This window comes from Nocardia sp. FBN12 (assembly GCF_054031145.1).
Map to the genome: position 1 here is coordinate 590,200 of NZ_CM132926.1, position 25,471 is coordinate 615,670.

Consider the following 25,471-nt stretch of genomic DNA (forward strand, 5'->3'; position numbering starts at 1 on the left):
TGCGGTCAGGAGTGGCGAGGGTCGCGCTGTGGGCGATCGGGCCGCTCGTCGTGATCGCGGTGCGGTGTGCCGCTGTGCGGGGGTGCGGGTGCGGTGAGGCGGGCTCGGGCGGCGGCGGCGATCTCACGGGCACGGCCCGGGATCGGCGGGTCCAGGGGCCGGGTGGTGAGGGTGAACGGGCGGGCGTTGCGGCCGTCGACCAGCAGGCGGGCGGCGGCGTGGAAGGCGTCCAGGTGAGACAGGTCGTGCTCGGACAGCCAGGGCTCGGTGTGGCGGGCCAGGTCGCGTGCGTCATCGGGACTGACGGCGAAGACGATCTTGTTGCGGGCATTCGCCGAGATCCCGTCACGCAACTCCCGGGAGAGCTGGCCCAAGTTCTGATGGGCCAGCAACAGCGACAGGCGCAGTCCGCGGGCTTCGGCGAGCATGTCCTCGATCGGCGTCGATAGGTTGAGGAAGTTCTGCGCCTCATCCAGCACTAGCGCGGCGTCGGGCCGGTCAGCGGCGGGCACCCGGGCCCGCGCGGTCACTGCCTGCCATGTGCGTGCCACGAGCAGCGACCCGACCAGCCGTGAGGTCTCTTCGCCGAGTGAGCCTTTGGGTAGTCGGGCGAGGCAGATGCCGCCGTTGTCGAGGATGTCGGCGAACTCGACGGTCGAGGGTCCTCCGGCGATGGCCGAGCGCACGAATGGTCTCAGCAGGAACGCTCGCAGTTTGTTCAGCAAGGGGCCGGTGAGCTGAGCGCGGCCGGTGTCGGAGAGGGTCTCGTAGCTGTCCCAAAACCCGCGCAGGACGGGGTCTTTGGTGGTGCGGGTGACCCGGGCGCGGAAGGCGGGTTCGGTGAGCAGTCGGGGTAGGTCGGCCAGGGTGGCGGTGCCGGGTTGTGCGCAGAGTGTGAGCAGGCTGGCGCGCATGATGTCGTCGGTGCGTGGTCCCCACCATTGGTGGAAGATCCGGTGGAAGACGGTGACGAGGTTGTCGACGGCGAGATCCATTCCCGCGCGTCCGATCCGGTCGATGTCGAGGGGGTTGACGCACGGCGGCGGGGTGGAGGAGTCGGCGTCGAAGAGCACCACGCGATCGGCCATGCGGGAAGGCAGGCGGGATAAGACGTCGGTGACGAGGTCGCCTTTGGGGTCGATGACGATCACCCCGCGCTCGGCGTCGGCGTCGTCGAGGATGGTGCGTGCCAACAACGTTGACTTGCCGACACCGGTCGGGCCGAGGATGTGCAGGTGGTGTCGGGCGTCGGAGATTTTGACCGCGACCGGGCGGCGAGTTCCGGTGTCGGCCATCCCGAGGGGCTTGGTGAACTCGCCACCGACCGGTATCTCCGGGGCGGGAGACAGGGCGCGGGCTCCGGCCCGTTGCAGGCCGGGTAGCCCGGTGTCGGTGGGCAGGTGCGCGATCATGGCGAGTTCGGGCACCGACAGCACGTCCCCCCGGCCGAGACGCCGCTGCCGGATCAACCACGCAAGGCGCAGGCGACGACGCCGCCGGTAGAAGTTGTGGTCGGTGCACGCCCCGAACACGGTGGCGAGGGCGTCGGCCCGCCCGCGTGCCACCGCTCGCGCCTGCGACCTAAGGTTGGCGTCGTCGGGATCATCGGAGACCGGGATCGAGGCGGCGTAGCGGACTACGGTCTCCCAGTGCGCGCCACGCGCTTTCGCTGCCGCCGCGCGGGCGGCGGCGCTGTACTCCAGCACGGCTTGCCGGTCGCTGCCCCGGCCGTCGCTGCCACCCCCGGCGCGAGTGGTTCGGGCGGTGGTCGTGGCGGGGGTGAGCAGATTCAGCGCCTCGCGCAGCAACCCCACCACGACACCGGCCGAGGCGCCGGTGCTCGCCGCGGCGCGGGTAGCTCGGGCGACTCGGCGGCCGGTGACCGGCCGGGCGAGGACCTGCACGCACGCGGCTTGGCCGGGGCCCAGGTCGTCGGCGGCGGTGATCAGGTCGCGCACGAGATCACCCGAGTGATCAGTACTCAAGGGGAGTCCTTCACGCCGTCCGAGCCGCAGCTCGCCCCCGGCGACGATCCGCCGCTGGCCCTTCGCCGCGACCGGTAGCGGCGGCCGGGCGGGGGCGAGGGTGTCGGTGTGCGCGCCGGGCCACGCCGAAGCGATGGCGCGTTCGATGAGACCGGGTGGGATCGCGCCGGGGACCCAGAGCCGGATCGCGGCCCCCTCCTCGGGGGTGACGGTGTACTCGAACCCCAGATGCGGCTGCCCCAACAGCACCCGCGCCCAGGCCGGGCGCAACTGCCCGATCAAGTGCGCCCAGAAGGCGAGTGCGCCTTTGGCATCGACCTCGGGCGGGGTGAGCACGGTGATCTGGCGAGCACGTGCACTCAGCCGGCGCCGACGCCACTCGGCCACAATCCGTACCGCAGCGAGCACCGCGAGCACAACCGCCACCACGCCCAGCCCGGAGACGAACCCGAGGGCCTGTTCGATCGACTCGGTGAGATCGCGCAGGGCGGGGCCGGGCGCGAGAAGCGCCCGGCCCAGCCACCCCTGTTCGGGATTCACGCGGCAACCGGTCCCGGGCCGGTCGCATCGAGAGTCGGCAGCGTCGCAGCGGTGCCGAAAGGGAAACGTCCGTCCGTGCGGCGACGCTCGGTCGCGCTGGTGGTCTCGACCTTGGCCAAAACAACCACATCCTCGTGCGCTATGAGGTGCATCGGCAGCCCGGCAGCACGCTGTTTGACGACGAAGTCGCGTTGGAAAAAGCTCGACCTGGCGACGAGTTCGCCCTCGGTCAGGCGGCCCAGCAGTGCCACGCATCGCTCCACCGGCACGAGCCCGGCCAGCTCGCCGCAGGTGTAGAGGTGGCCGGGCAGGGGCACCAGTTCGGCGTGCTGACGCCATGGCCGTGCGGTGATCACGACATGTCCGCCGGGGGCGAGGTATTCGGCGGCCCCGGCGAGGATCTTGGTGAACCCGGTGAGTAGTCGGCCGAGGCCGACGTTGGCGAGGTTGCCTCGGTCGAGGATCTGGCCGTAGCGGTGGTTGGTCTTGCGTATTGGGTCAGCACCGTTGGCGCGCACGTGCCCATGCAGGGAGTCGCCGTAGGGCGGGGAGGTGATGACCAGGCTCGCCTGGCCGCGCAACTCGGCCGGGATCAGATCCGCAAGCTTGCGGGCGTCGCCGTGGTAGACGTTGGCGTCGAGATCGATCCCGGCTTCGCGAGCGAGCTCGATGTTGGTGCGCGCCAGCTCGGCCCACCGGCTCTCGTACTCGACGCCGACCGCGCGGCGGCCCAGGTGCAGGGACTCGACGAGGGTGGTGCCGATCCCGCACATCGGGTCCAGCACGAGGTCCCCGGGGCGGGTGTAGGTCTCGACCGCGTGTTGGACGATCGCGGGGAACATCTTCGCCGGGTGCGCGGTGCTGTCGGGGTGATACCGGCCCCGCCGTTGCGCGGCAGGGGCGTTCTGAGCGGTCGCCCACACTGACACCGGCAGTGCGGCCGGGCCGGTCTGTGCGGGGGTCGCGGAGTCGATGTTGGTATTGGCGTCGAGAGTCATGGGTATCCTTCGTGTGAGGGGTTCGGGCGGGGCGAGGGGTGCGGGTCAGCCATGGGAGGGCTGGAGGAACACGACGGCATCGGTGTGCGCGACGGCGTGGCGAGCGATGGCAGACGAGCCCGGTTCGGTGGGCGCGACGGTGATGGTGGTGCCGCTGACGGGTGCGGCGATGATGTGCTGGAGGTAGAGCAGATCGGCTGCCTGGGCGGCGGCCACGACCGACCCGGCCGGATCCAGCAGGATCCCGGAGTCGCTGTGTCGGCATCGGGAGAGAACGACCAGCAAACCGCCCATCGGCAGCACCTCGGTCGCGAGCGAGGTGACATGGTCGGCGGCGGCGTTCGGGTCGACGTGCTCGGCCAGCAGGCTCGCGATAACCAGATCTACCTGCTCCCCGGACCAGCTCCGGTCGGTGGGGGCATCGAGGCCATGGCGGTCCAGCTCACCGATCGAGGCCAGAGCAGTGGCGGTGTCGGGCTCGATGATCCGCAGTGCGCCCCGGGCGGCGGGGGCGGGCCAGCCCAGCAGCATCACCCGCGAGGCCGGTTCGGAGAACTCAGCGATCGCCTGCGCCAGGACCGGGGCGGGCCAGCGGTCCTCGGGATCGAGTGGTTCGGGGCCCAGCGCCCACAGGGTCGAGGGGACGCGCACCGGGGCAGACGTGGAGCGGTGGCGGGAATTGGCGGGCATAACGACTCCTGACGAGAGAGAGCGGTGTGTACTCGCTTACTTCCGCCGAAAAGCCGTTTTCGGGACACAATTATTAGAACTTTTTTCTGAGAATTTTCTGAGACAGAAATGGCGACAGGATGCCGTTCTGTGGGTGGCGGGTCGAACTTTTTTGAGAATTTTTCGGGTGGTTGCGAACCGGCTCGGATGGGATATCGGCAATCTATTTGAAACATATCCGGTTCATATCCTGAACCTATCCGCGCCTTCACGGTTGCAGGTAGATGGGCATATCAGTCCGGGTATGAGTGGGATATCGAGGCCCGAGCTAAGCGATAGCGAAATATTCGCCAGGTCGCCAAAGATATGACTTGGATATGTTTCAGATAGGTTTTGGATATGGTTTGGATATGTTTCAGATAGAGGCCGCAGGTGTCCTTGTGAGGTCGGAAGTTCTCGATCAAACAAGGAGTCTTTGTGGTGACGAATTCACACGTCGGGACATATGCGGGATCGGGCGGTAAACCGGGTTCTCCGCTGGCAGTAGTGCGGGCGGGTTTCGACCGCATCGCCACCGAGTTGTTGCCCGCCTACCCGCGTGCGGTGCCGACGCCGGACGCCGCCACGGCCAGCTCGGTACGGACGTGGGAGCAGTTGCGCGAGCGGCTGTGGGACCCGGCGGTGCCGATCGCCGAGATCGACGCGATCTGGGTATGGCTGATCGAACGCACACACAACCACGACCAGGACGCGATGCTGGTGTGCGCGGGCCTGGCCGTGCCGATGCTAAGCAGAGTTGCCGGGGAATACGCCACCCCGGGCAGCAGCAGCCGCCACGACGTCGAGTCCGAGGTACTGACCGGATTCCTCACCCACCTCGCTCGCGTCCCGTTGGACCGGCCCGGGGTGTGGCATCGCCTGCGGTGGGCGGCCTACCGCGCGATGATCACCGGGGCGAATCAGCAGCAATCACCAGCGATGTCAGCGGGTGACATCGACTGCGACCTCGGTCCGCTCGCAACGCGGGCGCGGTCGGCGATCGCCGAACCCGGCCATCCCGAGACGGTTCTGGCCCGAGCTGTGACGGCCGGAGTGATCTCCGCCGACGCGGCCGAACTCATCGCCGCTTCGCGGTGGGAGGCCCGCTCGCTGACTTCGCTGGCGGCTGAGCGTGGCGTGTCGTTGGGCAAGCTGCGCAAGCAACGCCGCCGCGCCGAACGCGCCCTGCTGGCGTGGCTGACCGAACGCGCCCGAGACCTGGACTCCGATCGCACCAGCTCCGTCGAGGCCGCGACGGTCACCGCACTCGCGCCGCCCTCACGGTTACCGCGGCGAGGTCGCCGGCCCAAGCGCGACTCCTCGGCACCGGCGCAGCGGATCACCGAGCACGGGCAGGTGGCGGCATGAACGGGAACCGAGAACACCTCAGCGTGGTGGCACTGTCCTCGACTCGGCAGGCGGTGCTGCGGCGGCGGCGGGCGACGATCCTCGCGGCCCTAGCCACGATCATGGCGTTGCTGGTGCTGATGGCCGGGTCAGCGTCGGCCGCCCCGCAGACAGCGGTGCTGGCGGTCGCGTCGTCGCTGGATGAGGTGATCGACAACGCCCGCAACTGGGTGATGGGGATCCTGGCAGGGTTGGCGACGCTGTGCCTGACCGTTGCCGGTGCGCGGTATCTGCTCGGCGCGGGAGACCCCGCCGAGACCGAGAAAGCCAAGACCGCCTTCCGTGCCGCGTGCATCGGCTACGGGTTGGCGGTGCTGGCACCGGTCATCGTGGCCGTTCTCAAGTCCATCGTCGGCGGCTGACGGTGAACGCCTCACACCAGCCCAGTCCCACCCGGGTCTGCGCACTCGTACGCACCGCCATAACGGCGGCAGTGGTGGCGGTGTTGGTGGCGGTCCTACTCGGGCTCACCGGCGCGGGTAATGCCGCCGCCCAGCCCGCCACGCCGACGCCCCCTGTGCCGGTGACCCCGACACCTGCCTCACCGACGACCGCTCCGCCGACTACGACCCCGCCGTCGCGGTGGGTGACGCCGCCCTCGACCACCACCCCGACCCCGGCCACGCCCACACCCTCTCCGGCTTCGCCGGGTTCATCGACCTCGGCCGAGTGCGGGGTCACCAACATCAACGGGTGCGTGGAGAACGCGATCGACGGATTCTTCCGGCGCATCGTCGAGTCCGCGCTCAACCCGCTGCTCGAGTTGCTATCGGAAACCCTGCTCACCACACCCGAACCCAGTGAGATCCCACAGATCGGTGTGCTGTGGAACCAGTCCTGGCAGATCGTCACCGCCCTCTACGTGCTCGTCGTGATGGCGGCCGGGGTGCTGCTGATGATGCGCGAGAACCTGCAGACCCAATGGTCGCTCCGAGAACTCGCCCCCCGCCTGGTGGTCGGGTTCGCCGCCGGGGGACTGAGCATGGCGATCGCCACGGCAGCGATCAGCTTCGCCAACGCACTCGCCGCCGCCGTGGCCGGAGATGGCGTCGACTCCGGCTCAGCCGCCGATGCGCTGACCGAGCTCGCAACGACCGGTCCACAGAGCCAAGGCTTCGCGCTGCTGCTCTATCTCGCGCTGGTGGTGATGCTGCTCGTGCTGCTCATCAGCTACGTCGTGCGAGTCACCATCACGATCCTGCTGATCGTGGGTGCACCGCTAGCGTTGATGTGTCATGCCCTGCCGGGTATCGACGGGGTAGCGCGGTGGTGGTGGCGCTCGTTCGCCGCGTGCCTGGGGATCCAGGTCGTGCAGTCGCTGATCTTGGTGACGGTTCTGCGGGTGCTGCTGGCCCCGGGCGGGTGGTATCTGTTCGGCCCGGACGCGAACGAGATCGTGAACATGATCGTCGCTTTGGCGCTGATGTTCGTGTTGATCAAGACCCCGTTCTGGCTGCTATCGGTACTCAAGATCGGGCAAGGCCGCAGCTTCGTCGGCTCGATTGTGCGTGGCTTCATCGCCTACAAGACGCTCGGCCTGCTCAAAGGTTCTACCGCGAGTAGCGCACGCAGCGCCGCCTCAGCGACATCCGGCCAGCGTGCGGCCCGGCCCCCACGAGCACCTCGTACCGCTACCAGCTCCGGACCTGTGGATCCGTTTGCGCGGGTCCGCTCGACGCGAGACGGGCAGCTGATGCTGCCTCTGGCAGGGGTGCGCCGCGTCGCCCGCCAGCCGAGCCCGACACCCGCCCACTCGACCAGCCCCACCCCACCGCCGAGACCGACGCGGGCTCAACGTGGACGCCAGCTCGCGTTCGACTTCGCCCCACCGGACCCATACCGGGGCATCCGCGCCGGGGCTGGCGGTCAGTACCCGCTCCCGATCCCGGTCCGCCGGGTCCGCACGACACCACCGGCCACACCACCACCCGAGCGACCCGGCCGCCGGGCAACACCTCAACAGCTCGCCTTCGATTTCACCGAGCCCGCCCCGGCCGACCCCTACGCCCGTCTCCGGCCGAACCGCAGCGGCCAGTACCCGCTGCCGTTCCCGGTGACCCGGGTCAAACCTGTTCCGCCGCCACCGAACCCGCCACATCCACCCGCATCCGCGCCTGCGCGTCCTGCGGGGCGGCAGCTGCATCTACCCATGCCCGACCTGCCCGTGCGCCGCCGCGCACCACGCGCTCCGAGAGGAGACACCCCGCAATGAGCACCATCGTGCGCATCCCCGCCGACGTCGACCGCTCCGACCGACTGCTGGGTCCGTTCACCGCCCGCCAACTCGCCGTCCTCGCCACCACCGCCGCACTGATTTACGTCGCCTGGATCACCGTCAAAACGGTGATCGAGCCGCCGATCTTTCTCGCCACAATGACTCCAATCGGAGTCATTGTCACCGTCGCCGTCGTGACCCGACGCGACGGTCTGTCGACCGACCTGCTCGCCGTCGCTGCGATCCGCCACCGCCTGCGCCCACGTCACCTGGTGAGAACACGCGGGCAGGCACCGCCCCCGCCGCAATGGATCACCAACCGCACCACCCGAACCCGGCCCCGCCCACCCACACCGGTCGCGTTCACCGCGCAGATGTCACCGCTGCCGGAGTCGGTGACGCAAACCGGTAGCGGTATCGGGGTGATCGACCTCGGTGCCGACGGGCTCGCCGTCATCGCGGTCGCCGGAACCCTGAACCTGAGCCTGCGTACCCCGGCCGAACAGGACAGTCTCGTCGGCCAACTCGCGGGATGGCTACACACGCTGCGCCAACCCGTGCAGATCCTGGTGCGCTCGGCACGGTTGGACCTCACAGAACAGATCACCGGCCTGCACTCCGCCGCCGAGCAGATGTCAACCGACCTCGCTGTGTCCGCGCTCGATCATGCCGATCATCTCGCCGAGCTGGCCGCGCGAGAGAACCCGACCCACCGCCAAGTGCTGCTGGTGTGGCGCGAACCCACGCAGAGCCTCGCCGCCACCGGGCTGCGTGCCCGGTGGCCCGGACGAAACCGGGCCCGGCGCGCGCTGTCCACCGGCGCGCGCCGGGCTGCGCAATCGCGGCTCCTACGCCGGATGGCCGAGGCAGCCGATGTCCTTGCACCGCTGGGAATCTCGGTCACCTCTCTCGAAGAGACGCAGGCGCGGTCGGTGCTGACCAGCTGCACCAACCCCGAGGGCCTCGTCTCGGTCGCAGCCGACATCGCCGAACCCTCCGCGATCATCACGTCTGACCCCGCCTCCGCAGTGGTCGACCCATTCGCCACCGAGACCGGGTTCGCGCCGGAATCACTCACCATCGGCACCCGGCATCTCGAGATCGGCTCGGACTGGACTCAGACCCTCGCGGTCACCGGATACCCGAGAGAGGTAACGGCCGGCTGGCTCGCACCACTGCTCTCACACCCCGGACGTGTCGAGGTCGCCATACACATCGACCCCGTCGACCCGGTCACTGCCGCCACCCGTCTACGCCGCCAGCAAGCCCGACTCGAGTCCTCCCGGATGCACGACACGGGCCGAGGCCGCCTCACCGACCCACAGGTCGATGTTGCGGTGGAGGACGCCGCCGACCTGTCCGCCCGGGTCGCGCGCGCGGAGGCGAGGTTGTTCCGCGTCGGGATATATCTGAGCGTGCACGCCGAATCCGAGGCCGAACTGGCTGACGAGGTTGCCGCCGTGCGGGCCTTGGCGGCCAGCCTGCTCGTGGATACCTGCACCCTGTCCTACCGAGCCGCTCAAGCCTGGGCCACCACTCTGCCGCTGGGCCAGGACTTGATCGGAGTCCAGCGCACCTTCGACACCACCGCCCTCGCCGCGGCGTTCCCTTTCGACTCCCCACAACTTCCCGCCGTCGATCCGGCGCAGGCCGCCCGCCCGCACGGGGTGCTCTACGGCCGCGACGCCGCCTCCGGGCTGCTGTTCGTGGACCGGTTCGCCCCCGAAGCACACAACCACAACCTGGTCGTCCTCGGGCGTAGTGGTGCGGGTAAGTCCTACCTGGTCAAAACCGAGATCCTGCGGTCGCTCTATCGCGGGATCGAACAGATCGTGATCGACCCCGAAGACGAATACCGCCGCCTCGCCGAAACTGTCGGCGGAACCACCATCCGCCTCGGAGCCCCCGGCGTGCGACTCAACCCCTTCGACCTGGAAATCCACACCCGAGACGACGGCCGCCGCAGTGCCCCGCCCGATGCGCTCACGCGGCGCAAGCTGTTTCTGCACACGTTGATGCAGGTGTTGCTCGGTGACCAGACCGCCGCGCAGAGAACAGCATTGGACTCGGCGTTGACGGCGACCTACGCCGCTGTCGGGATCACCGAAGACCCGGCCACCTGGACCCAACCGGCACCCACCCTGGGCGGATTGCGCGAGCAACTCGCCCGGATGGCAGCCCCCGCCGCCGCAGAGTTGGAGGCTGGGCTGCATCCGTTCGTCGGCGGCGGAGCCTACGGCGCTCTGCTGGATGGCCCGACCACCACCGACCCGGACGGTGGGCTCATCGTGTTCTCGCTGCGAGAACTGCCCGAGGAGCTGAAAACGATCGGCACCTTGCTGGTGCTGGATTTGACCTGGCGCCGGGTGTCGCACCCGGGCTTGCGACGACCTCGCATGATCACCGTGGACGAAGGGTGGCTGCTGCTGAGCCAGCCCGCCGGAGCACGGTTCTTGTTCAAGGCGGCCAAGAGTTTCCGCAAGCACTGGGCCGGGCTGACCGTGGCAACCCAGGACTGCGCCGACGTGTGCTCAACCGAGCTCGGACGCGCGATCGTGTCCAACGCTGCGACCCAGATCCTGCTACGCCAAGCACCCCAAGCCATCGACGAAGTCGCCACCGCGTTCCACCTCTCCGACGGAGAACAACAATTCCTGCTCTCGGCCGCACGGGGGAGCGGTCTCCTCACGGTCGGCGGAGATCGGGCTGTGTTCGGATCGCTGGCGTCGGCCACCGAGAACTCCATCATCACGACCGCTCCGGTCGAACTAGCCGCTAGGGATGACGAACCCAACACCGACGTCGAGATCGGCGATACGTTGGCGGACTCGTTGACCGGCACTCCTAACAAGCAGGAGACCGGCCACCCGAACATGGTCGCGTCTGCCAGCGACCGAGCCGAGGTGGTGGTCGGAAGTTATGGGGCATGAGCTCGTCCTGCTCCGGTCGTAGGACGCCCAAATCTTCTTCACCATCACGGACCCCGCATGCCCGGCGAGAGCGATCTAGCGCGGCCCGTCCGCGCATCCACGCGCTACCCAATCCGCCCGGAATCCGCCGCTGTGCCCGAACGGGGCGGTCGGCGAACGGGAAACCCCAAATCGGGCGACGCGACAGCAGAAACGTTGGACGAGAAGCTATTTGACTGCTCACCAACTACGGAGCGTTCATGGACCCGGTGTCGGAATGATCCGGTCCCTTCACGCAACCCATCACCCCGTCGCCGCCGACCCTTACTTGGCACCGGACACGCGGCGTGGTGCACGAAGAAAGCGAGGAATTGATGAATCCGAGAACTCCTGGCGGCGAGGTGGTCACGCCGCTGCACAGGCCCGGCGGTCCACACCGGACGGGACACAGGCGCTGGCTTAACCGCAGTGAGGCTGCCGACTACTTGGGCGTGCACCCTCGAACGCTGGCGAACTGGGCCGCGATGGGACGCGGCCCCCGCTACTCGAAGCCCTCCGGCAACTCGTGCATGTATCGCCTCGGTGACCTGGACGCCTACCTCAAAGCGTGCATGGTGCACACCGATGACCAACCCGAAGCCGCCTGACAGCCATCGAAAGAATCGAAAGAATCGAGAGGATCAATGCCACGACCAGCCACCGAGCTCGGCAGCTACGGCGATATCGGCACCAAGGAGCAGAAGGACGGGAAGTGGAGAGCCTGGGTCACGTTTCGTGACTACGACGGCACGGGCCGCGTCGTGGATGCACTCGGAAAAACCAAGAGCAAGGCCACGGCGGAGTTGCGGAAGAAGCTCACAGCTCGGCAGAAGCAGTACAAGGGCCGCACGCGCGGCAAAGTCACCCGCGATACACGCCTCACCGTCCTGATGGACATCTGGCTCGACGAGGTGTCACGAGATGAAGGCGTAGGCCAGCAGTCGTATGACCTGTACAAGGGCGAGATCGACGCGAGCGATGACAAGCGCGCCGACAAGGCGACGGTCAAGCTGCGTCCCGCGATCGGCAATCTTCGTGTCTGGGAGGCAGATACAGGTCGACTCGACGAACACATCCAGTCGATTGTCGCTGCCGGAATGAGGTCGAAGGCGCGGCTGCACAAGGTGATTCTGACCGGCATCATGGGGGTCGCCGTGCGATACGGAGCCCTGCCGGAGAACCCGGTGCGAGACACATCGCGTCTGCGCAGCCGCAAGATCAAACCTCAGACGATCGAGCGGGACCGCCTGGCAGGTCTGCGTGCTCAACTTCGGGAGTGGTTGGCGGGTAACGAGATTCCGGGAGCGCCCGCTTACACGCACGGCCCGAAAAGGGACCGGACGATACTCGATGTGGCCGATTTGATCCTGGGCTCAGGGGTGCGGCCAGGCGAAGCGCTGGCAGCGTCGTGGGATCAGTTCGATCTCGAGGCGAAACCGGCGACGTTCACCGTGTCGGCGACCATTGTCAGGCTCAACGGGAAGGGGTTGTTCCGGCAGGAGTGGGCGAAGTCCGATGCCGGGCATCGGACGGTGGCGCTGCCCGGGTTCACGATCGAGATGCTGAAGCGGCTACGCGACAGCCCGACCTGTGGACGGATGTGCGCGGTGAAGGCGCTGCGCGAGGTGGGTACCAACGTGGTGCAGATCGAAGACAAGGTCCCGCTCGTCTTTCCCGGTCGGGGCGCAGTGCTGCGCGATCCGAACAACTTCAATCGGACATGGCGGAATGCCCGGGGCACGTTGTATCAGGATGTCACGCAGTACACGTTCCGGAAGGCGGTAGCGACGCTGATCGCCGAGACGTCGGATTCGAAGACCGCCGCCAAGCAGTTGGGGCACTCCCGCGAGGCGATCACCGAACGGCACTACATCGCGTCACCGGAGCAGGCGCCGGACTCATCGGCCGCGCTGGAGCTGGGGTTCGGTACGTCGGGCTGACAACGACGTTCTTGGTGGCGAATTCTTGGTGTTTTCTTGGTGATGGCCCGAAAATGCAGGATAAACGAAGAAATCCCCTGACCATTTTGCCTGGTCAGGGGATTTCTTATGCTCCCCCATCTGGACTCGAACCAGAAACCTGCCGATTAACAGTCGGCTGCTCTGCCAATTGAGCTATAGGGGATTGCCCTGGGTGGCTAGACTCAGGCGGTCTGCCTTGGCGGGCTGACCGAGATGAAACTTTAGCGCATCGTGTCGCGGGAACCCAAATCGGGGCGCTACCTGCGGACATGCGGCGTATAACGATGTGTCGTCGGATGGTGGCCGGATCGACATGGATGGGGCGGCTGGGGCAGGATGGAGCGCGCACACAGACGTGGGAGGAGCTCCAGGAGATGCTGCGGTTGATCATCGGCGTAGCGGCCGGGTATGTGCTCGGTACGAAGGCCGGGCGCGCGCGCTACGAGCAGATCAGTGCGGCGACGCGGGCTGTCACGGGGTCCCCGGTGACGAAGAAGCTGGTGTCGGTGGGTCGGCAGAGGCTGTCGGACAAGTTGAGCACGCAGCAGAAGCTGGAGCCGATGGAGCCGATCGACGAGCGGACCACGGTGCTGATTCCCCACAATCAGCTGCGCCGCTGAGCTGAATCCAGGCGGCCGGGTACGTCGGTTCGCTTGTATGGAAGTCCCTGGCTGACGAGGAATCCGACTCGATGCAAGAGGGCTGTACCTGCTGAGTGGCGCCCTCGGCTAGATCTGGCTGAATTCGTTTACAGCACAGACACTTTCACTGTTCGCCTCGCGCTAGCCATCGAGCCGTTATCGAACTCTCGGACGACGGTTGTCAGAGCGACTCCGAGGTGCGCGCCGGTGGCCTCGCGGACGTCGGATTCGCTGACGCCCGGCGCGGTTTCGGCGAGGGTCAGGCCGTCGGGCCATCACGATGACCCGTTTCGCGCCGTGGACCAGGCCCATCGCGCCGCGCATGCCCTTGACCATCTATTGGGGTGTGGCCTTAACTTGGTTCGCTATGCGGACTATTGTTCGTATGGTGAACATGAGGCCCTCGTGCATGCCGAACTTCGGTGAGGGCTGCCGCGACGTAGCCGCGGGCCCGGTGCATCGACGTTCGCCGCGGGGCGAGCGCCACCGGTTCCCACGGGAGAAGGAGTCACGGCAGTCATGACCGAACCGTCGCCGGATTACGTGCAGTCCCTCGGGCGCGGCCTCGCCGTCATCCGGTCGTTCGACGCCGAACATCCCCGGCGCACCCTCAGTGAGGTCGCCCAGTCCACCGAGCTGACCCGGGCCACCGCGCGACGTTTCCTGCTCACCCTGGTCGAACTGGGCTACATGCGCTCCGATGGCACCCAGTTCTGGCTCACGCCAAGGGTTCTCGAACTCGGCTACAGCTTCCTGTCCAGCCTGAGCCTGCCCGACCTGGCAGGCCCGCATCTCGAAGCACTGGCCGAGAAGGTCCGCGAGTCGACCTCGGTATCGATCCTGGACGGCACCGACATCGTCTATGTCGCCCGTGTTCCGGTGAGCCGGATCATGACCGTCTCGATCAATATCGGCACCCGTTTCCCCGCGTTCGCCACCTCGATGGGCCGAGTACTGCTCGCAGATCTCGACGACGACGCGCTCGGCGAATACCTCGCACAGGCCGACCTGACGCCGCTCACCGACGCGACGGTCACCACGAAGCGCCAACTGCGCGCTGAGCTGGCACAGGTCCGCTCCGACGGCTTCTGCATCGTCGACCAGGAGCTCGAGCACGGACTGCGCTCCATGGCGGCGCCCCTGCGCGATCGGCACGGCACTGTGGTCGCCGCGGTGAACATCTCCACCCACGCCGCCCGCTACACGCTGCGCGAGGTCCGCGATTCCCTGATCCCCGCCCTGCTCGCGACCAGCACCGCGATCGAGCACGACCTGACCCAGATCCGTTCCAACACCTGACGTCAACGAGGAAGATCCATGCCCGAAGCTGTTATCTGCGAACCGCTGCGCACGCCCGTCGGCCGATTCGGCGGTGTCTTCAAAGACCTTGCCCCGCAAGAACTCGCCGCGACCGTGATCACGGAACTGATCGCCCGCACCGGGCTCGATCCTGCGACCGTCGACGACGTCGTCCTCGGTCAGGCATCGCCCAACGGCGACGCCCCCGCGATCGGCCGGATCGCCGCGCTGGACGCCGGCCTCGGTGTCGGCGTGCCGGGCGTTCAGGTCGACCGGCGCTGTGGGTCGGGCCTGCAAGCAGTGCTGCAGGCGTGCATGCAGGTGCAGTCGGGCGGCAGTGATCTCGTGCTGGCGGGTGGGGTGGAATCCATGAGCCGCACCGAGTTCTACGCCGCCGACATCCGCTGGGGCATCCGCGGCGACGGGCCGGTGCTGCACGACCGTCTCGCTCGCGCGCGAGTCACCGCCGGTGGCAAGAACTTTCGCGTCGACGGCGGCATGATCGAGACCGCGGAGAATCTGCGCGCGCAGTTCGGCATCAGCCGCGCGGATCAGGACGCGCTCGCGGTGCAGTCGCATCAGCGGGCCGTCGACGCGCAGCGGAATGGACGTTTCGACGCGGAGATGGTGACTGTCGCTGTGCCGCAACGGAAACAGGACCCGTTGCTGGTGCGGACCGATGAGCACCCGCGTGCCGATACCGACCTCGACACGTTGGGGCGGCTGCGTCCGATCCGGCTCGGTGCCGATCCCGAATCCACCGTGACCGCAGGCAATTCCAGTGGCCAGAACGACGGCGCGGCTGTCTGCATCGTCACCACTGCGGAGCGCGCGCAGGCGCTCGGCCTGCGTCCGATGGCGCGGCTCGCGTCGTGGGCGGTCGCGGGGGTACCGCCGGCCACCATGGGCATCGGGCCGGTCCCCGCGACCGAAAAGGCGCTCGCTCGACTGGATCTCACCCTTGCCGACATGGACTTGATCGAACTCAACGAGGCCTTCGCCGCGCAGACCCTGGCCGTGCTGCGAACCTGGAAGGTCGAACCCGACGATCCGCGCGTCAATCCCAACGGCTCGGGGATCTCCCTCGGCCACCCGGTCGGCGCCACCGGCGCCAGAATCCTGGCCACCCTGCTGCACGAGCTGTCTCGCCGTGAGGGTCGCTACGGGCTCGAGACGATGTGCATCGGCGGCGGACAGGGTTTGGCAGCCGTCTTCGAACGCGTCTGCTGATCCGGCACAGGTATCCTCTGGTCAGGCAGATCGCAGGATCCTCTGCGACCCACGCCGATGACCGCATGCGGATGCCGCTAGGCTCGGCGCCACTACCGCTCAGGTAAACCGATACACGGGGGAACACCCATGACTGATCCGAACACCGTCGGCGCCGCACCGGTGCCGTTGTTCAGCGCCCAGGATCACAGCGACGCGAGCACGGCGCCCGCCGAGCCGGTCGCAGGCAACCAGTTTCCGACCTTCCTGGCCGCCGTAGGAGATCCAGACGCCACCACCTGAGTCGAATCGACCACCAGCGTGGGTGTGCCGGGGCGGATAGCCTGGGGCGCAGTCACGTGGGTGGTCGTGCTGCGAAGGAGTGGTGATGGAGTTCGGGCCAGGGGCGATCCTCGCGGGATACCGCATCGAACGCAGGCTCGGTGGCGGGGGAATGGGCGCGGTCTATCTGGCCCAGCATCCACGACTGCCGCGCCGGGATGCGCTGAAGGTCCTCGATGCGCGGTTGGCGGTGGAGCCGACGTTTCGGGCGCGGTTCGAGCGCGAGGCTGACCTGGCCGCCCGGCTGCGGCATCCGAATGTGGTGCAGATCTTCGACCGTGGGGTCGACGGCGATCGGCTGTGGATCGCGATGCAGTTCGTGGACGGCCTCGATGCGGCGCAGTTGCTGCGCCAGGGGCTGTCGGTGCTCACGCCGGAGCGGGCGGTGCGCATTGTCGCCGAGGCGGCCGAAGGACTGGACTACGCGCACCGGCAGGGTCTGTTGCACCGGGATATCAAACCGGCGAACCTGTTGATCGCGCGGGCCGATGACGGCACCGACGAGGTGCTGGTCACCGATTTCGGGATCGCTCGAAGTATGGGGGAGACAACAAGTCTCACGTCCGCGGGTTCGGTGCTCGGCACCCTCGCCTACGCGGCCCCCGAGCAGCTGGAGGGTCAGCCGCTCGACGTGCGCACCGATGTGTACGCCCTCGGCGGCACGCTCTACGAGCTGCTCACCGGGTTCGTTCCGTTCCAGCGGGAGAGTCCCGCCGCGTTGATCAGCGCGCATCTGATCGAACCGCCGCCGCGCCCGTCGGCCGGAAATCCGGCGTTGCCGTTCGCCTTGGACGCGGTGATCGCGCGGGCGATGGCGAAGAACCCGGACGACCGGTACGCCAGCTGCGGTGAGCTCGCCGACGCCGCGGTCGCCGCGCTCACCGGCATCCCCGCTCTGACGGATACCGCTGTGCTGCGGCGAGATACGCCGCCCACACCACCGAGCGGACGCTCACGGACACGCCGGGTCCTGGTCGGAGTCGGCGCCGCGGCGGCGGTGGCGGGGGTGACCGCGTTCGCCGTACTGACCGCCAAGGATCGGGGTGGGTCGGACGCGCCGGTGACCAAGCCTGCCGCGCAGATCGGTGCGGTCCCGGGCAGTCCGAACGCGGCGACTGTCCTGCGCCCGTGGCTCGACGATGTCCTCGCCGGTGACATGAGCGCACTGGTCCGCAAATGCTGGACCCAGTCGCCCGCCGAAATACCTGGGATGTACGGCGACGTCGCCCAGATCACCGACGCGGTGCGCCGGCCCGGCGTGCTCGGCCAATTCGGACCCTACTGGCAGAACGACACGCTCCAGGTGAGCTTGCGGCCCAGCGAGTTGCGGTCTGTCTACGGCTGCCCGATCGTCAGTGATCGGTCCGCGACCCAGCTCACCGACGAGCAGGCGCGCTACACCGTCGAACGGTATCTGAGCCGGGTGGTCGGTGATCCGGTGAACCCGGCCGACGTGGAACCCGACTACCCGCTCCTGTGCACCGGCGCCCAGCCCGGCACCGCGCTGTCCGGGGTGCGGCGCTTCGAGGACAAAGCGCTCACGGTGCGCGGTTCGACCGGGTCGGCCGTAACCGTCAGCGCGCCGGTGACCGGCGCGGACGGTGCGAAAACATCAATCGAGTTCACCCTCGACCAGGCCGCGAACGGGTTCTGCGTCGCCGGGATCGAGGCATAGCTCGGCGACCTTTCCGTCGAGTCGGGCCAATCGTCTGTCGAGCCCGGCGGCGCGCTCGGGGGTGGCGCGGTCGCGGATCCGGAGCAGGGCGCCTCGAAGACCTGCGACGACCATCGGCGAGCGGGCGGCGAAGGCGATGTCATCGACACCTGTCCGGAGGAATTCCTCCCATCCCGGCAGATGTACGACGAGCCTTTCGACACCGTCGCCATCGGCGTGGTGCAGTGATTCCAGCCGTGCCGCGGCCGCCCAGCCGAGCAGATCCTCCAACTGGTCGAGGGCCTGGACGGTGGTCGCCGGATCGTTCACCGCCGCGGACAACGCACGCAGCCCGATATCGGCCAGCAGCCGAACCGCCAGCAGCGGATCCTGATCGAAGGTCCGTTCATCGCCGACGGCGAGCCCGCGCAGCACCGTCTCCGCGGACAACTCCCCGCCGTGCACCGTTGCCACGCGATCGCCGTGATGCAGTGTGGCGCCCGGACTCTCGTGCACGACGATGGTCACATTCGCAGCCGTGGCGGCGTCGATCAGCGCGGCCGTCTCGACCCGTTGCAGCACCGCCGGTGGATGCCGCCAGACCACCGTTGTCAGTGCCGGTGGCAGCTCTGGCGCGGCGGAGCTGTGTTCGGCGTACATGGTGTCGAGCACCGTGCGTCCGCGGTCGGCGATCGAGCCGAGCGCGGGCGCCAGCTGAATAGCGGCGAACGCCCGCAACTGCAGGGTCCGCAATTGCGCGATCAGCACGAGCAGCAGCACCATCGCGAGCACCGGCACGAAAGCCGTTACCTCGATCTTCCTGCCGATGGCGAGTGCGGCGGTAATGCAGAACACGACCAAGCCGAGAGCGAAACCGAAGGTTCGCCAGACGAGGGGATCGTCGCGGAACAGCATCAAACGGGGGGTGAACGTGGTGGTCACCCACTGCACCACCAGGAACAGCAGCGAGAATATGAGGGCCACCGCGCCGAGCAAACCGATCCCGATCGAGAGCAGCGCGTCGGTCACCGGGCCGCTCGATACGCGTGGTCCCCAGCCGATCCTCGGGACGACCAGCCCCGCGCCGAGTCCCGCGAGCATGAAGGCGAGCTGGGCCAGACCGGCTCGCAGGCGGCGCGGGCGGCGGGTTATCCGGGCGTGCACTCGGCGCGGTCCGCATCGATGAGGTCGAGCCCCCTGGCGTCGCCGGGCGGGTGGTCGGTGACCACGGCGCGTCGACCAGCGCGGATCATCGTGAACCAGCCATCGACTCAGCTCCTGTCGGCACGACCAACGCGGACCTTGCGATGGTCACACATCGACCCGCGTGCCCGGCTCACCCGAAAAGGGTGACTCCCTCGGATTCGCGCCTCGGCGCGGCTCGTCCGGGGTTCGCCGCGGGTGTGTCTACAGTGGCCGGGTGCGACGGTGGCGGGGGGAGAGCGGGTCGGTTCGACCCACCTCAGGGGTAACCCCTGGGAACGTCTTGTCAGTTGGGCTCAGCGTCCGGAGCAAAGGCGCACGCTTCGCGTGCCGCGCAGCACCGCAGACGAAGGATTCTGGTCGCCCCGTCACTGTCGCACGCCGATGAGCCCGGCGATCGAGCCCGATCTGGCTGCGCGGCTGGCACGTTCGTTCGAGCTCCTCGACGACGGGTGGGGGTCCTCGACACTGGCCGAGGCGTTCGCCGAAGTGCTCGAACCGGGGCCGGCGCAGGAGCTCGCGGGGCGGGTGATCGACCTCATGCCGGTCGAGCCGGTGGATCCGGTGAACACGTTGCGCCGGGTGCTGGTCGACCTGCCGAAGCTGCCGACGACTGTTGTCACCCTCGATCCCGTTGTGGCGCCGATGCGATTCGGCGCGGTCGAGATCCCGGATCTCGCCGCGCTGGCCCTGTTGCTGAACGTGACGCCGACCGAGCTCGAGTGGTTCGCCGATCGGGGTGGCTGGCTGCGGCGCGCGTCACAACCGTTGTCGCACTATCGATATCGGCGACTACCGAAGGCGAAAGGGATGCGGCTCGTCGAGGCGCCGAAGGTGCGGTTGCGTGAGATCCAGCGCCGGATCCTGCACCGGGTGCTCGCCGGCATCCCCGCCGACCCCGCGTGTCACGGCTTCGAGAAGGGTTGCAGTGCGGCATCTTTCGCCGCGCCGCATGCCGGAACCGCGGTGGTGGTCCGGCAGGACCTGCGTGACTTCTTTCCCACGATCGGCGTGGCGCGGGTGCGTGCGGTGTTCGTGGCCTGTGGTTACTCCCCGCCGGTGGCCCGCGTTCTGGCCGAACTGTGCACCACCGCGTCCCCGGTGGCCGAACTGCGCGGACTCGACTACTTCCAGCGCACCATGCTCGCCGCCCGGCACCTGCCCCAGGGTGCCCCGACCTCGCCGCGCCTGGCCAACCTCGTCGCACGCGGCCTCGATCGCCGCCTGACCGGCTATGCGCGCCGCCACGGCCTGACCTACACCCGCTACGCCGACGACCTCGCCTTCTCCGGCAACGACCTCGATACCGCCCGGCTGATCTGGACGGTGACCCGAATCGCCCGCGACGAGGGCTTCACCGTGCACACCGGCAAGACCCTGATCCGCCGCGCCCACCAGCGACAGGTGCTGGCCGGGCTCGTCGTCAACGACGCCCCGGCCGCACCCCGCGACCGCTACGACGCCGTCCGCGCCCTGCTCCACAACTGTCTGCGCACGGGTGCCGCGGCTCAGAACCGCCACGGACACAACGACTTCCGCGCCCACGTCTACGGGCTGATCTCCTGGATCGGCGAAACCGGTCCGCATCGCCGCGCCAGACTTCTCGCGATGGCCGACCGAGTCGACTGGACCAGCTGACCTGCGCCGTCGCAGCGGCCGCGGTTAGTGGTCGACGAGGTCGTCGGCCGACATCCGCGCGAGTTCTTCGGCGAGAGCGGTGACGGTGTCGCGGATCTGGTCTTCGGAGTGGCAGGCCGTGACGAAGAAGCGGAGCCGGGCCAGATCCTCCGGGACGGCCGGGTAGATGATCGGGTTGACGTTGATCGCGCGGTGCAGCAGCGCGGTGGACAGTTTCAGCGTCTTCATCGAATCGCCGACAATGCACGGGATGATCGGGGTGTCGTGGCTGTCGCCGGTGTTGATACCCGCCTCGCCGGCGAGGCGCAGGAACAGTTCCGAGTTGCGCCGGAGACGGTCGAGCGGCTCGCGGTCGGCCCGCAACAGTCGCATCGCGGCCAAGGACGCGGCGGCGTTCATCGGCGTCATGCCGACGCTGTAGACGAAACCCGGGGTGGTGTACTTCAGGAACTGGACCAGGTCCGCGCTGCCTGCCACATAGCCACCGCAGCCCGCGAGCGCCTTCGACATCGTGCCGGACCACAGTTCGACATCACGGCGGTCGACATCGAAGTATTCGCCGATGCCACCGCCGTTCTCGCCGAGCACGCCGACGCTGTGCGCCTCGTCGATCATCAGCAGGGCCTGGTGCTTCTTCTTGATCTCGATGATCGCGGGCAGATCCGGGATATCGCCGTCCTGGCTGTAGACGCCTTCGATGAGAATGAGCACCCTGCGGTACTGGTGACGGATTTCGGTCAGCAACGCGTCGAGGGCGGCGTGGTCGTTGTGCGGGAACGGTCTGCGGGTCGCGCCGGACAGCTGGCAGCCCTGCAGGATGCTGTCGTGCGCCAGGCTGTCGTGGATCACCAGGTCTTCGGGGCCGACCAGATGGCCGATGACGGTGACGTTCGTCGAGTGGCCGCCGACCAGCGCGATCGCGTCCTCGGTGCCGAGCAGGGCGGCGAGTTCGGCCTCGAGTTCGCGATGGATCGGCTTTTCGCCGGAAAGCAGGCGGCTGGCCGAGACCGAGCTGCCGTAGCGGGCCACGGCGTCCTGAACGGCGGCGACGACGGCGGGGTGGCCGGACATCCCCAGGTAGTTGTAGCTGGAGAAGTTGACCACCTGCGTGCCGTCGATGAACGAGGTGTCCCGGGTGACGCCGTCGTTGATCAGGAAGTAGGGATTGGCCAGGCCGAGCGCATGCCCGCCGGCGAGCCGATCGGCGATGGCCCGCACTTCGGCGAAGTCGGAGATCCGATACTCGGGTTCGACGGCGGACGGCCTGACTTCGGCTGCAGGAGAGGTGATTTCGGTGGTGCCCGGCATCTCGGCCGACACGTTTCGCCCGGACGGTGAATCGGTGAAGTGGGCGATGACGTCGCCGAGCGTCGTTGTCCCCGTGATGAGCGTCGGGTCGATGGTCGTGCCGGGGAGTTTGCGTGCCAGGCCGGCGAACAGGTCGGTCAGCATGAGCGAATCGAATCCGAGGCCGTCACCGAGTGTTCGCGCGTCGTGCAGCCGGTCGGCGGGGAACCCGCTCACCCTGGCGAGTTCCGCGCGGACGATGTCGGCGACCGCGTCCGGGGCCCGATCGCGGCGCGCGGTGTCGAGGTGCGGGCCGGGCGCATCGGCGGGTGCCGTGAGCAAGCCTGCCAGCACCGCGTTCTGTTCACGGAAGAGCGCGATCAGTGGTTCGATCATCGTTGCCTCGGTATGTGCTTGCGGTGGTGGGGATTTCGGATCGAGTGCCGAGGCGCCGATTTCGCTGACAGCGGGTGGCTCCACCCAGAATCGGTGCGCGACGGAGAATTCGTACACGGGCAGGCGTCGGCGGACGCGCTGCGCGGGTTCGTAGAGCTCGTTCCACGCGGGGTCGAGACCGTCGCGGTACAGCGCGGCGACGGTGGTGGCGAGTTCGTCGCCGGTCGCGCTCGGGCCGGGGCTCGGGGACAGGCAGCGGGTGCCGAGGCCGGGGTCGATTCCGCGTACCGCCGCGGCGAGTACGCGGCGGGGTCCGACTTCGATGAGGTGTGTCGGGTCCGTGGCGAGCGCGGCTTGTACGGCGTCGCCGAAACGGACTGTGGCGCGGACGTGTTCGGTCCAGTATTCGGCATCCATCACCTCCTCGGGCTCGAGCGGTCGGCCGTGCACCGTCGAGTAGATGGGCAGGGTGGCGGCGCGGTAGGCACAGGTACTGGCGACCGCCTCGAACTCGGCCAGCATCGGTGCCATCAGCGGACTGTGGAACGCGTGCGACACGGTGAGTGGCTTCGCGCTCACCGCCAGTGGGCGCAGCGCCGAGGCGATGCGGTGCAGCGCTCGGGCGTCGCCGGAGAGGACGAGATCTCGCGGGCCGTTGACGGCGGCGATCACGATAGCGGGTTCGTCGGCGAGCAGGTCGGCGAGCTGCTCGGTGGTGGAGCGGACGGCCAGCATCGAGCCACCCGTCGGCAGCCGTTGCATCAGCCGCCCCCGTGTGGTCACCAGCTTGCAGGCGTCATCGAGATCGAAGACTCCCGCCACCGCCGCGGCGGCGAATTCGCCGATGCTGTGCCCGATCAGCCAGGCCGGCCGGATGCCGAGGTCGGCCAGCGTCTTGGCGATGGCGTATTCCATGGCGAAGATCGCCGGTTGCGCGAGGGCGGTGGGGTCGACGTCGGCGTGCTCGTCGAGCAGCAGGTCGCGGACCGAGCGGCCGAGGTGGGCGCCCATGGTGGTATCCACCAGGTCGAGCGCCTGCCGGAACCCGTGGCTCGCCTCGTGCAGCGTGCGCCCCATTCCGGGGAATTGCGATCCCTGGCCGGTGAACATCCAGCCGACGCGTACCGGCCGCGCGACACCCTGCTGTTCTGCCCGCAGGCTCTCGTCCTCGCGCGTGCGGTCGCCGGTGCGCGACGGCGCGGTCGGCTCGTTGCGGGTGCGACCATCGGATGACGCGCCGGTGCGCAGTTGCGCTATCGCCTCGTCCCGGTTGTGGGCGACGACAGCGAGCCGGTGCCGACCCGACGACTTGACCTGATTGCTCGTCCAGCAGAACTGGGCGAAATGGTCATCCGGCACCGATCTCAATGCCTCGGCCATGCGAATCGCGTTGCGCCGCAATCCTTCCACGCTGTCCGACGACAGGGTGATCACCCTCGCCCCGGACGCCCCTGAGGTCCCGGTCGTTGCGGAGGCCCCGGACGCTGCGGGCGCCGTGGTGGCGCTGGCGCTGGCCAGCACCATGTGTACGTTCGTACCGCCGAGCCCGAAGCTGCTCACCCCACAGTGCGCGGGCCGGTCGAGTGGCATCGGGTCATCGAGCAGGCGCAGGCCGTGCCGTGCCATCTGCAGGCGGGGGTTCTCCTGGTCGGCGAATCGCGACGGCGGGACGAGACCGTGGTGCAGGCTGAGGACGGCTTTGATGAGTCCGGCCACGCCCGCCGCCCCCTCGGTGTGGCCGAGGTTGCCCTTGATCGATCCGATCCCGCAGGGTCGCGCCCGATTGCCCCCGTGCAGCTTGCCGAGCGCCTTGACCTCGATCATGTCGCCGAGAACCGTTCCGGTGCCGTGCGCCTCGATGAAGTCGATGTCGGTGGCCGGTACGCCCGCCCGTCGATAGGCCTCGCCGATCACCTTCTCCTGCGCCCACCGGTTCGGCGCGGTGATGCCGTTGCTGCGCCCGTCGGAATTGACCGCACTGCCTTTGATCACCGCATAGATCGGCAGCCCCTCGGCCTGCGCGTCGGCCAGGCGGCGCAGCACGAGCACCGCGACGCCTTCACCGCGCACGATTCCATCGGCGTTGCCGCTGAACGGTTTACACCGTGCGTCCGGCGCCGACAGTCCTGCCTGGGTGTAGAACACACCGACGGCCGGGGTCAGCACGAGGTTGACCCCGCCCGCGACGGCTTGGTCGCAATCGCCCGCCGACAGGGCATTGCACGCGAGATGGACCGCGACCAGCGACGACGAGCATGCCGTGTCGACCGCGATACTCGGCCCCGCGAGGTCGAACTGATAGGACAGCCGGTTCGCGGTCATGAAGTATCCGTTGCCGGATCCGTGCTGTGGGGTGATCGCGGCGTAGTCGCTCATCTGCAGGTTGGCCCATTCGTTGGCCATCACGCCGACGTAAACTCCGGTCCGCGAACCGGATTGCGCACGCGGATCGAGCGTGGCGTCCTCGAACGCGCGCCAGGTGGCCTGCAGCAGCAGCCGTTGTTGCGGGTCCATCGACTCGGCCTCGTGCGCGGTGATGCCGAAGAACTCCGCGTCGAACGCGTCGGCATCGTCGATGAAGCCGCCGCTGCGGGTATTGATGGTGCCGGGCGCGCCGGCCGGGTCGTGGAAGTCGTCGGCATTCCAGCGGCTCGACGGGACTTCCGAGATCGCGTCGCGGCCGTCGATCAGCAACTGCCACAACCGCGCCGGGTCGGCGGCGTGGGGGAAGCGGCAGTCGAGGCCGACGACAGCGATATCGGTCATGCCGCGACGGAGATTTCGGCGGTGAGGTAGGTGGCGATGGCCGCGATGGTGGGGTATTCGAAGACCAGGGTCGGGTCGATGTCGAGCATCCACCGGTCTTCGATCTCGCCGCACAGGGCCACCGCCGACACCGAGTCCATGCCGAGTTCGGCGAGCGGGATCGTCGGATCCACCTGGTGCGGTGCGCGTTCGGTGTAGTCGGCGACCCGCTCGATGAGCCAGTCCTCGGTCGTCGCGGCGTGGGTGGTGATGGTGGCGAACATGTTTCGGCTCC

At 68.2% G+C, this 25,471-nt stretch carries 19 protein-coding genes and 1 tRNA gene; 12 read left to right on the forward strand and 8 right to left on the reverse strand.

Features of this window, described 5'->3' with window-relative positions; genetic code table 11:
- Positions 1 to 5 precede the first annotated feature (5 nt).
- From ACWZHB_RS03100 to ACWZHB_RS03110, 3 genes are read right to left on the reverse strand one after another with little or no spacing between them, the layout of a single operon-like run.
- Positions 6 to 2,525 (reverse strand): type IV secretory system conjugative DNA transfer family protein, encoded by a 2,520-nt coding sequence (locus ACWZHB_RS03100; protein WP_427906422.1) that lies wholly within the window; start codon positions 2,523 to 2,525, stop codon positions 6 to 8.
- Positions 2,522 to 3,523 (reverse strand): TRM11 family SAM-dependent methyltransferase, encoded by a 1,002-nt coding sequence (locus ACWZHB_RS03105; protein ID WP_427906423.1) that lies wholly within the window; start codon positions 3,521 to 3,523, stop codon positions 2,522 to 2,524. Before ACWZHB_RS03105 ends, ACWZHB_RS03100 begins: the two co-directional genes overlap by 4 nt.
- 45 nt (positions 3,524 to 3,568) lie before the next feature.
- Positions 3,569 to 4,213 carry a hypothetical protein gene (locus tag ACWZHB_RS03110; RefSeq protein ID WP_427906424.1) on the reverse strand — a complete coding sequence of 215 codons (645 nt, stop codon included), beginning with the start codon at positions 4,211 to 4,213 and terminating at the stop codon, positions 3,569 to 3,571.
- A 459-nt stretch (positions 4,214 to 4,672) separates the two neighbouring features.
- Between ACWZHB_RS03110 and ACWZHB_RS03115 the strand changes: the two genes are divergently transcribed.
- Both ACWZHB_RS03115 and ACWZHB_RS03120 read left to right on the forward strand, forming a co-directional pair.
- On the forward strand, positions 4,673 to 5,599 hold the full coding sequence (locus ACWZHB_RS03115) for a hypothetical protein (RefSeq protein WP_427906425.1): 927 nt from the start codon (positions 4,673 to 4,675) through the stop codon (positions 5,597 to 5,599).
- Complete coding sequence (locus tag ACWZHB_RS03120) at positions 5,596 to 6,000, forward strand: pilin (protein ID WP_427906426.1); 405 nt, start codon at positions 5,596 to 5,598, stop codon at positions 5,998 to 6,000. Before ACWZHB_RS03115 ends, ACWZHB_RS03120 begins: the two co-directional genes overlap by 4 nt.
- Here the strand turns inward: ACWZHB_RS03120 and ACWZHB_RS03125 are convergent.
- Entirely contained in the window at positions 5,978 to 6,370 is a 393-nt protein-coding gene (locus ACWZHB_RS03125) for a hypothetical protein (RefSeq protein ID WP_427906427.1), read from the reverse strand. The two genes, ACWZHB_RS03120 and ACWZHB_RS03125, sit on opposite strands and share 23 nt — an antisense overlap.
- Here ACWZHB_RS03125 and ACWZHB_RS03130 point away from each other — a divergent pair.
- From ACWZHB_RS03130 to ACWZHB_RS03145, 4 genes are all read left to right on the forward strand, one after another.
- The gene (locus ACWZHB_RS03130) at positions 6,336 to 7,850 is read left to right on the forward strand and encodes a hypothetical protein (RefSeq protein ID WP_427906428.1); all 1,515 of its coding nucleotides are present in this window, start codon (positions 6,336 to 6,338) and stop codon (positions 7,848 to 7,850) included. The two genes, ACWZHB_RS03125 and ACWZHB_RS03130, sit on opposite strands and share 35 nt — an antisense overlap.
- The gene (locus ACWZHB_RS03135; protein WP_427906429.1) at positions 7,847 to 10,783 is read left to right on the forward strand and encodes a TraG/VirB4 family ATPase; all 2,937 of its coding nucleotides are present in this window, start codon (positions 7,847 to 7,849) and stop codon (positions 10,781 to 10,783) included. The genes ACWZHB_RS03130 and ACWZHB_RS03135 overlap by 4 nt, the downstream gene beginning before the upstream one ends.
- 353 nt (positions 10,784 to 11,136) lie before the next feature.
- Positions 11,137 to 11,409: a helix-turn-helix transcriptional regulator gene (locus ACWZHB_RS03140; RefSeq protein ID WP_378952948.1), complete on the forward strand. Its 273-nt coding sequence runs from the start codon at positions 11,137 to 11,139 to the stop codon at positions 11,407 to 11,409.
- A gap of 36 nt (positions 11,410 to 11,445) precedes the next feature.
- Positions 11,446 to 12,741: a tyrosine-type recombinase/integrase gene (locus tag ACWZHB_RS03145; RefSeq protein WP_427906430.1), complete on the forward strand. Its 1,296-nt coding sequence runs from the start codon at positions 11,446 to 11,448 to the stop codon at positions 12,739 to 12,741.
- 111 nt (positions 12,742 to 12,852) lie between these two features.
- On the opposite strand, the gene ACWZHB_RS03150 is transcribed toward ACWZHB_RS03145, so the two are convergent.
- Positions 12,853 to 12,925: transfer RNA gene (locus ACWZHB_RS03150), tRNA-Asn, on the reverse strand.
- 211 nt (positions 12,926 to 13,136) lie between these two features.
- Here ACWZHB_RS03150 and ACWZHB_RS03155 point away from each other — a divergent pair.
- From ACWZHB_RS03155 to ACWZHB_RS03175, 5 genes are all read left to right on the forward strand, one after another.
- On the forward strand, positions 13,137 to 13,382 hold the full coding sequence (locus tag ACWZHB_RS03155) for a hypothetical protein (RefSeq protein WP_266298859.1): 246 nt from the start codon (positions 13,137 to 13,139) through the stop codon (positions 13,380 to 13,382).
- A 540-nt stretch (positions 13,383 to 13,922) separates the two neighbouring features.
- Entirely contained in the window at positions 13,923 to 14,702 is a 780-nt protein-coding gene (locus ACWZHB_RS03160) for an IclR family transcriptional regulator domain-containing protein (protein WP_427906431.1), read from the forward strand.
- 18 nt (positions 14,703 to 14,720) lie between these two features.
- The gene (locus ACWZHB_RS03165; RefSeq protein WP_427906432.1) at positions 14,721 to 15,932 is read left to right on the forward strand and encodes an acetyl-CoA C-acetyltransferase; all 1,212 of its coding nucleotides are present in this window, start codon (positions 14,721 to 14,723) and stop codon (positions 15,930 to 15,932) included.
- Positions 15,933 to 16,061: 129 nt separating this feature from the next.
- Positions 16,062 to 16,214 (forward strand): hypothetical protein, encoded by a 153-nt coding sequence (locus ACWZHB_RS03170; protein WP_427906433.1) that lies wholly within the window; start codon positions 16,062 to 16,064, stop codon positions 16,212 to 16,214.
- A gap of 85 nt (positions 16,215 to 16,299) precedes the next feature.
- Complete coding sequence (locus ACWZHB_RS03175) at positions 16,300 to 17,928, forward strand: serine/threonine-protein kinase (RefSeq protein WP_427906434.1); 1,629 nt, start codon at positions 16,300 to 16,302, stop codon at positions 17,926 to 17,928.
- Here ACWZHB_RS03175 and ACWZHB_RS03180 read toward each other — a convergent pair.
- Positions 17,866 to 19,071: a DUF2254 family protein gene (locus ACWZHB_RS03180; RefSeq protein WP_427906435.1), complete on the reverse strand. Its 1,206-nt coding sequence runs from the start codon at positions 19,069 to 19,071 to the stop codon at positions 17,866 to 17,868. The genes ACWZHB_RS03175 and ACWZHB_RS03180 overlap by 63 nt on opposite strands.
- A gap of 423 nt (positions 19,072 to 19,494) precedes the next feature.
- Between ACWZHB_RS03180 and ACWZHB_RS03185 the strand changes: the two genes are divergently transcribed.
- Entirely contained in the window at positions 19,495 to 20,748 is a 1,254-nt protein-coding gene (locus tag ACWZHB_RS03185; RefSeq protein WP_427906436.1) for a reverse transcriptase family protein, read from the forward strand.
- A 24-nt stretch (positions 20,749 to 20,772) separates the two neighbouring features.
- Here ACWZHB_RS03185 and ACWZHB_RS03190 read toward each other — a convergent pair whose 3' ends face one another.
- Both ACWZHB_RS03190 and ACWZHB_RS03195 read right to left on the reverse strand, forming a co-directional pair.
- Positions 20,773 to 25,197: a type I polyketide synthase gene (locus ACWZHB_RS03190; protein ID WP_427906437.1), complete on the reverse strand. Its 4,425-nt coding sequence runs from the start codon at positions 25,195 to 25,197 to the stop codon at positions 20,773 to 20,775.
- Positions 25,194 to 25,460 (reverse strand): acyl carrier protein, encoded by a 267-nt coding sequence (locus tag ACWZHB_RS03195; protein ID WP_427906438.1) that lies wholly within the window; start codon positions 25,458 to 25,460, stop codon positions 25,194 to 25,196. Before ACWZHB_RS03195 ends, ACWZHB_RS03190 begins: the two co-directional genes overlap by 4 nt.
- Positions 25,461 to 25,471 lie beyond the last annotated feature (11 nt).

Coding starts and splice junctions, on each gene's coding strand:
- ACWZHB_RS03190 (WP_427906437.1), bottom strand. CDS start 25,197: ATGACCGATATCGCTGTCGTCGGCCTCGACTGCCGCTTCCCCCACGCC.
- ACWZHB_RS03185 (WP_427906436.1), top strand. CDS start 19,495: ATGAGCCCGGCGATCGAGCCCGATCTGGCTGCGCGGCTGGCACGTTCG.
- ACWZHB_RS03155 (WP_266298859.1), top strand. CDS start 13,137: ATGCTGCGGTTGATCATCGGCGTAGCGGCCGGGTATGTGCTCGGTACG.
- ACWZHB_RS03140 (WP_378952948.1), top strand. CDS start 11,137: ATGAATCCGAGAACTCCTGGCGGCGAGGTGGTCACGCCGCTGCACAGG.
- ACWZHB_RS03160 (WP_427906431.1), top strand. CDS start 13,923: ATGACCGAACCGTCGCCGGATTACGTGCAGTCCCTCGGGCGCGGCCTC.
- ACWZHB_RS03170 (WP_427906433.1), top strand. CDS start 16,062: ATGACTGATCCGAACACCGTCGGCGCCGCACCGGTGCCGTTGTTCAGC.
- ACWZHB_RS03145 (WP_427906430.1), top strand. CDS start 11,446: ATGCCACGACCAGCCACCGAGCTCGGCAGCTACGGCGATATCGGCACC.
- ACWZHB_RS03165 (WP_427906432.1), top strand. CDS start 14,721: ATGCCCGAAGCTGTTATCTGCGAACCGCTGCGCACGCCCGTCGGCCGA.
- ACWZHB_RS03105 (WP_427906423.1), bottom strand. CDS start 3,523: ATGACTCTCGACGCCAATACCAACATCGACTCCGCGACCCCCGCACAG.
- ACWZHB_RS03125 (WP_427906427.1), bottom strand. CDS start 6,370: ATGCGCCGGAAGAATCCGTCGATCGCGTTCTCCACGCACCCGTTGATG.
- ACWZHB_RS03110 (WP_427906424.1), bottom strand. CDS start 4,213: ATGCCCGCCAATTCCCGCCACCGCTCCACGTCTGCCCCGGTGCGCGTC.
- ACWZHB_RS03195 (WP_427906438.1), bottom strand. CDS start 25,460: ATGTTCGCCACCATCACCACCCACGCCGCGACGACCGAGGACTGGCTC.
- ACWZHB_RS03120 (WP_427906426.1), top strand. CDS start 5,596: ATGAACGGGAACCGAGAACACCTCAGCGTGGTGGCACTGTCCTCGACT.
- ACWZHB_RS03135 (WP_427906429.1), top strand. CDS start 7,847: ATGAGCACCATCGTGCGCATCCCCGCCGACGTCGACCGCTCCGACCGA.
- ACWZHB_RS03175 (WP_427906434.1), top strand. CDS start 16,300: ATGGAGTTCGGGCCAGGGGCGATCCTCGCGGGATACCGCATCGAACGC.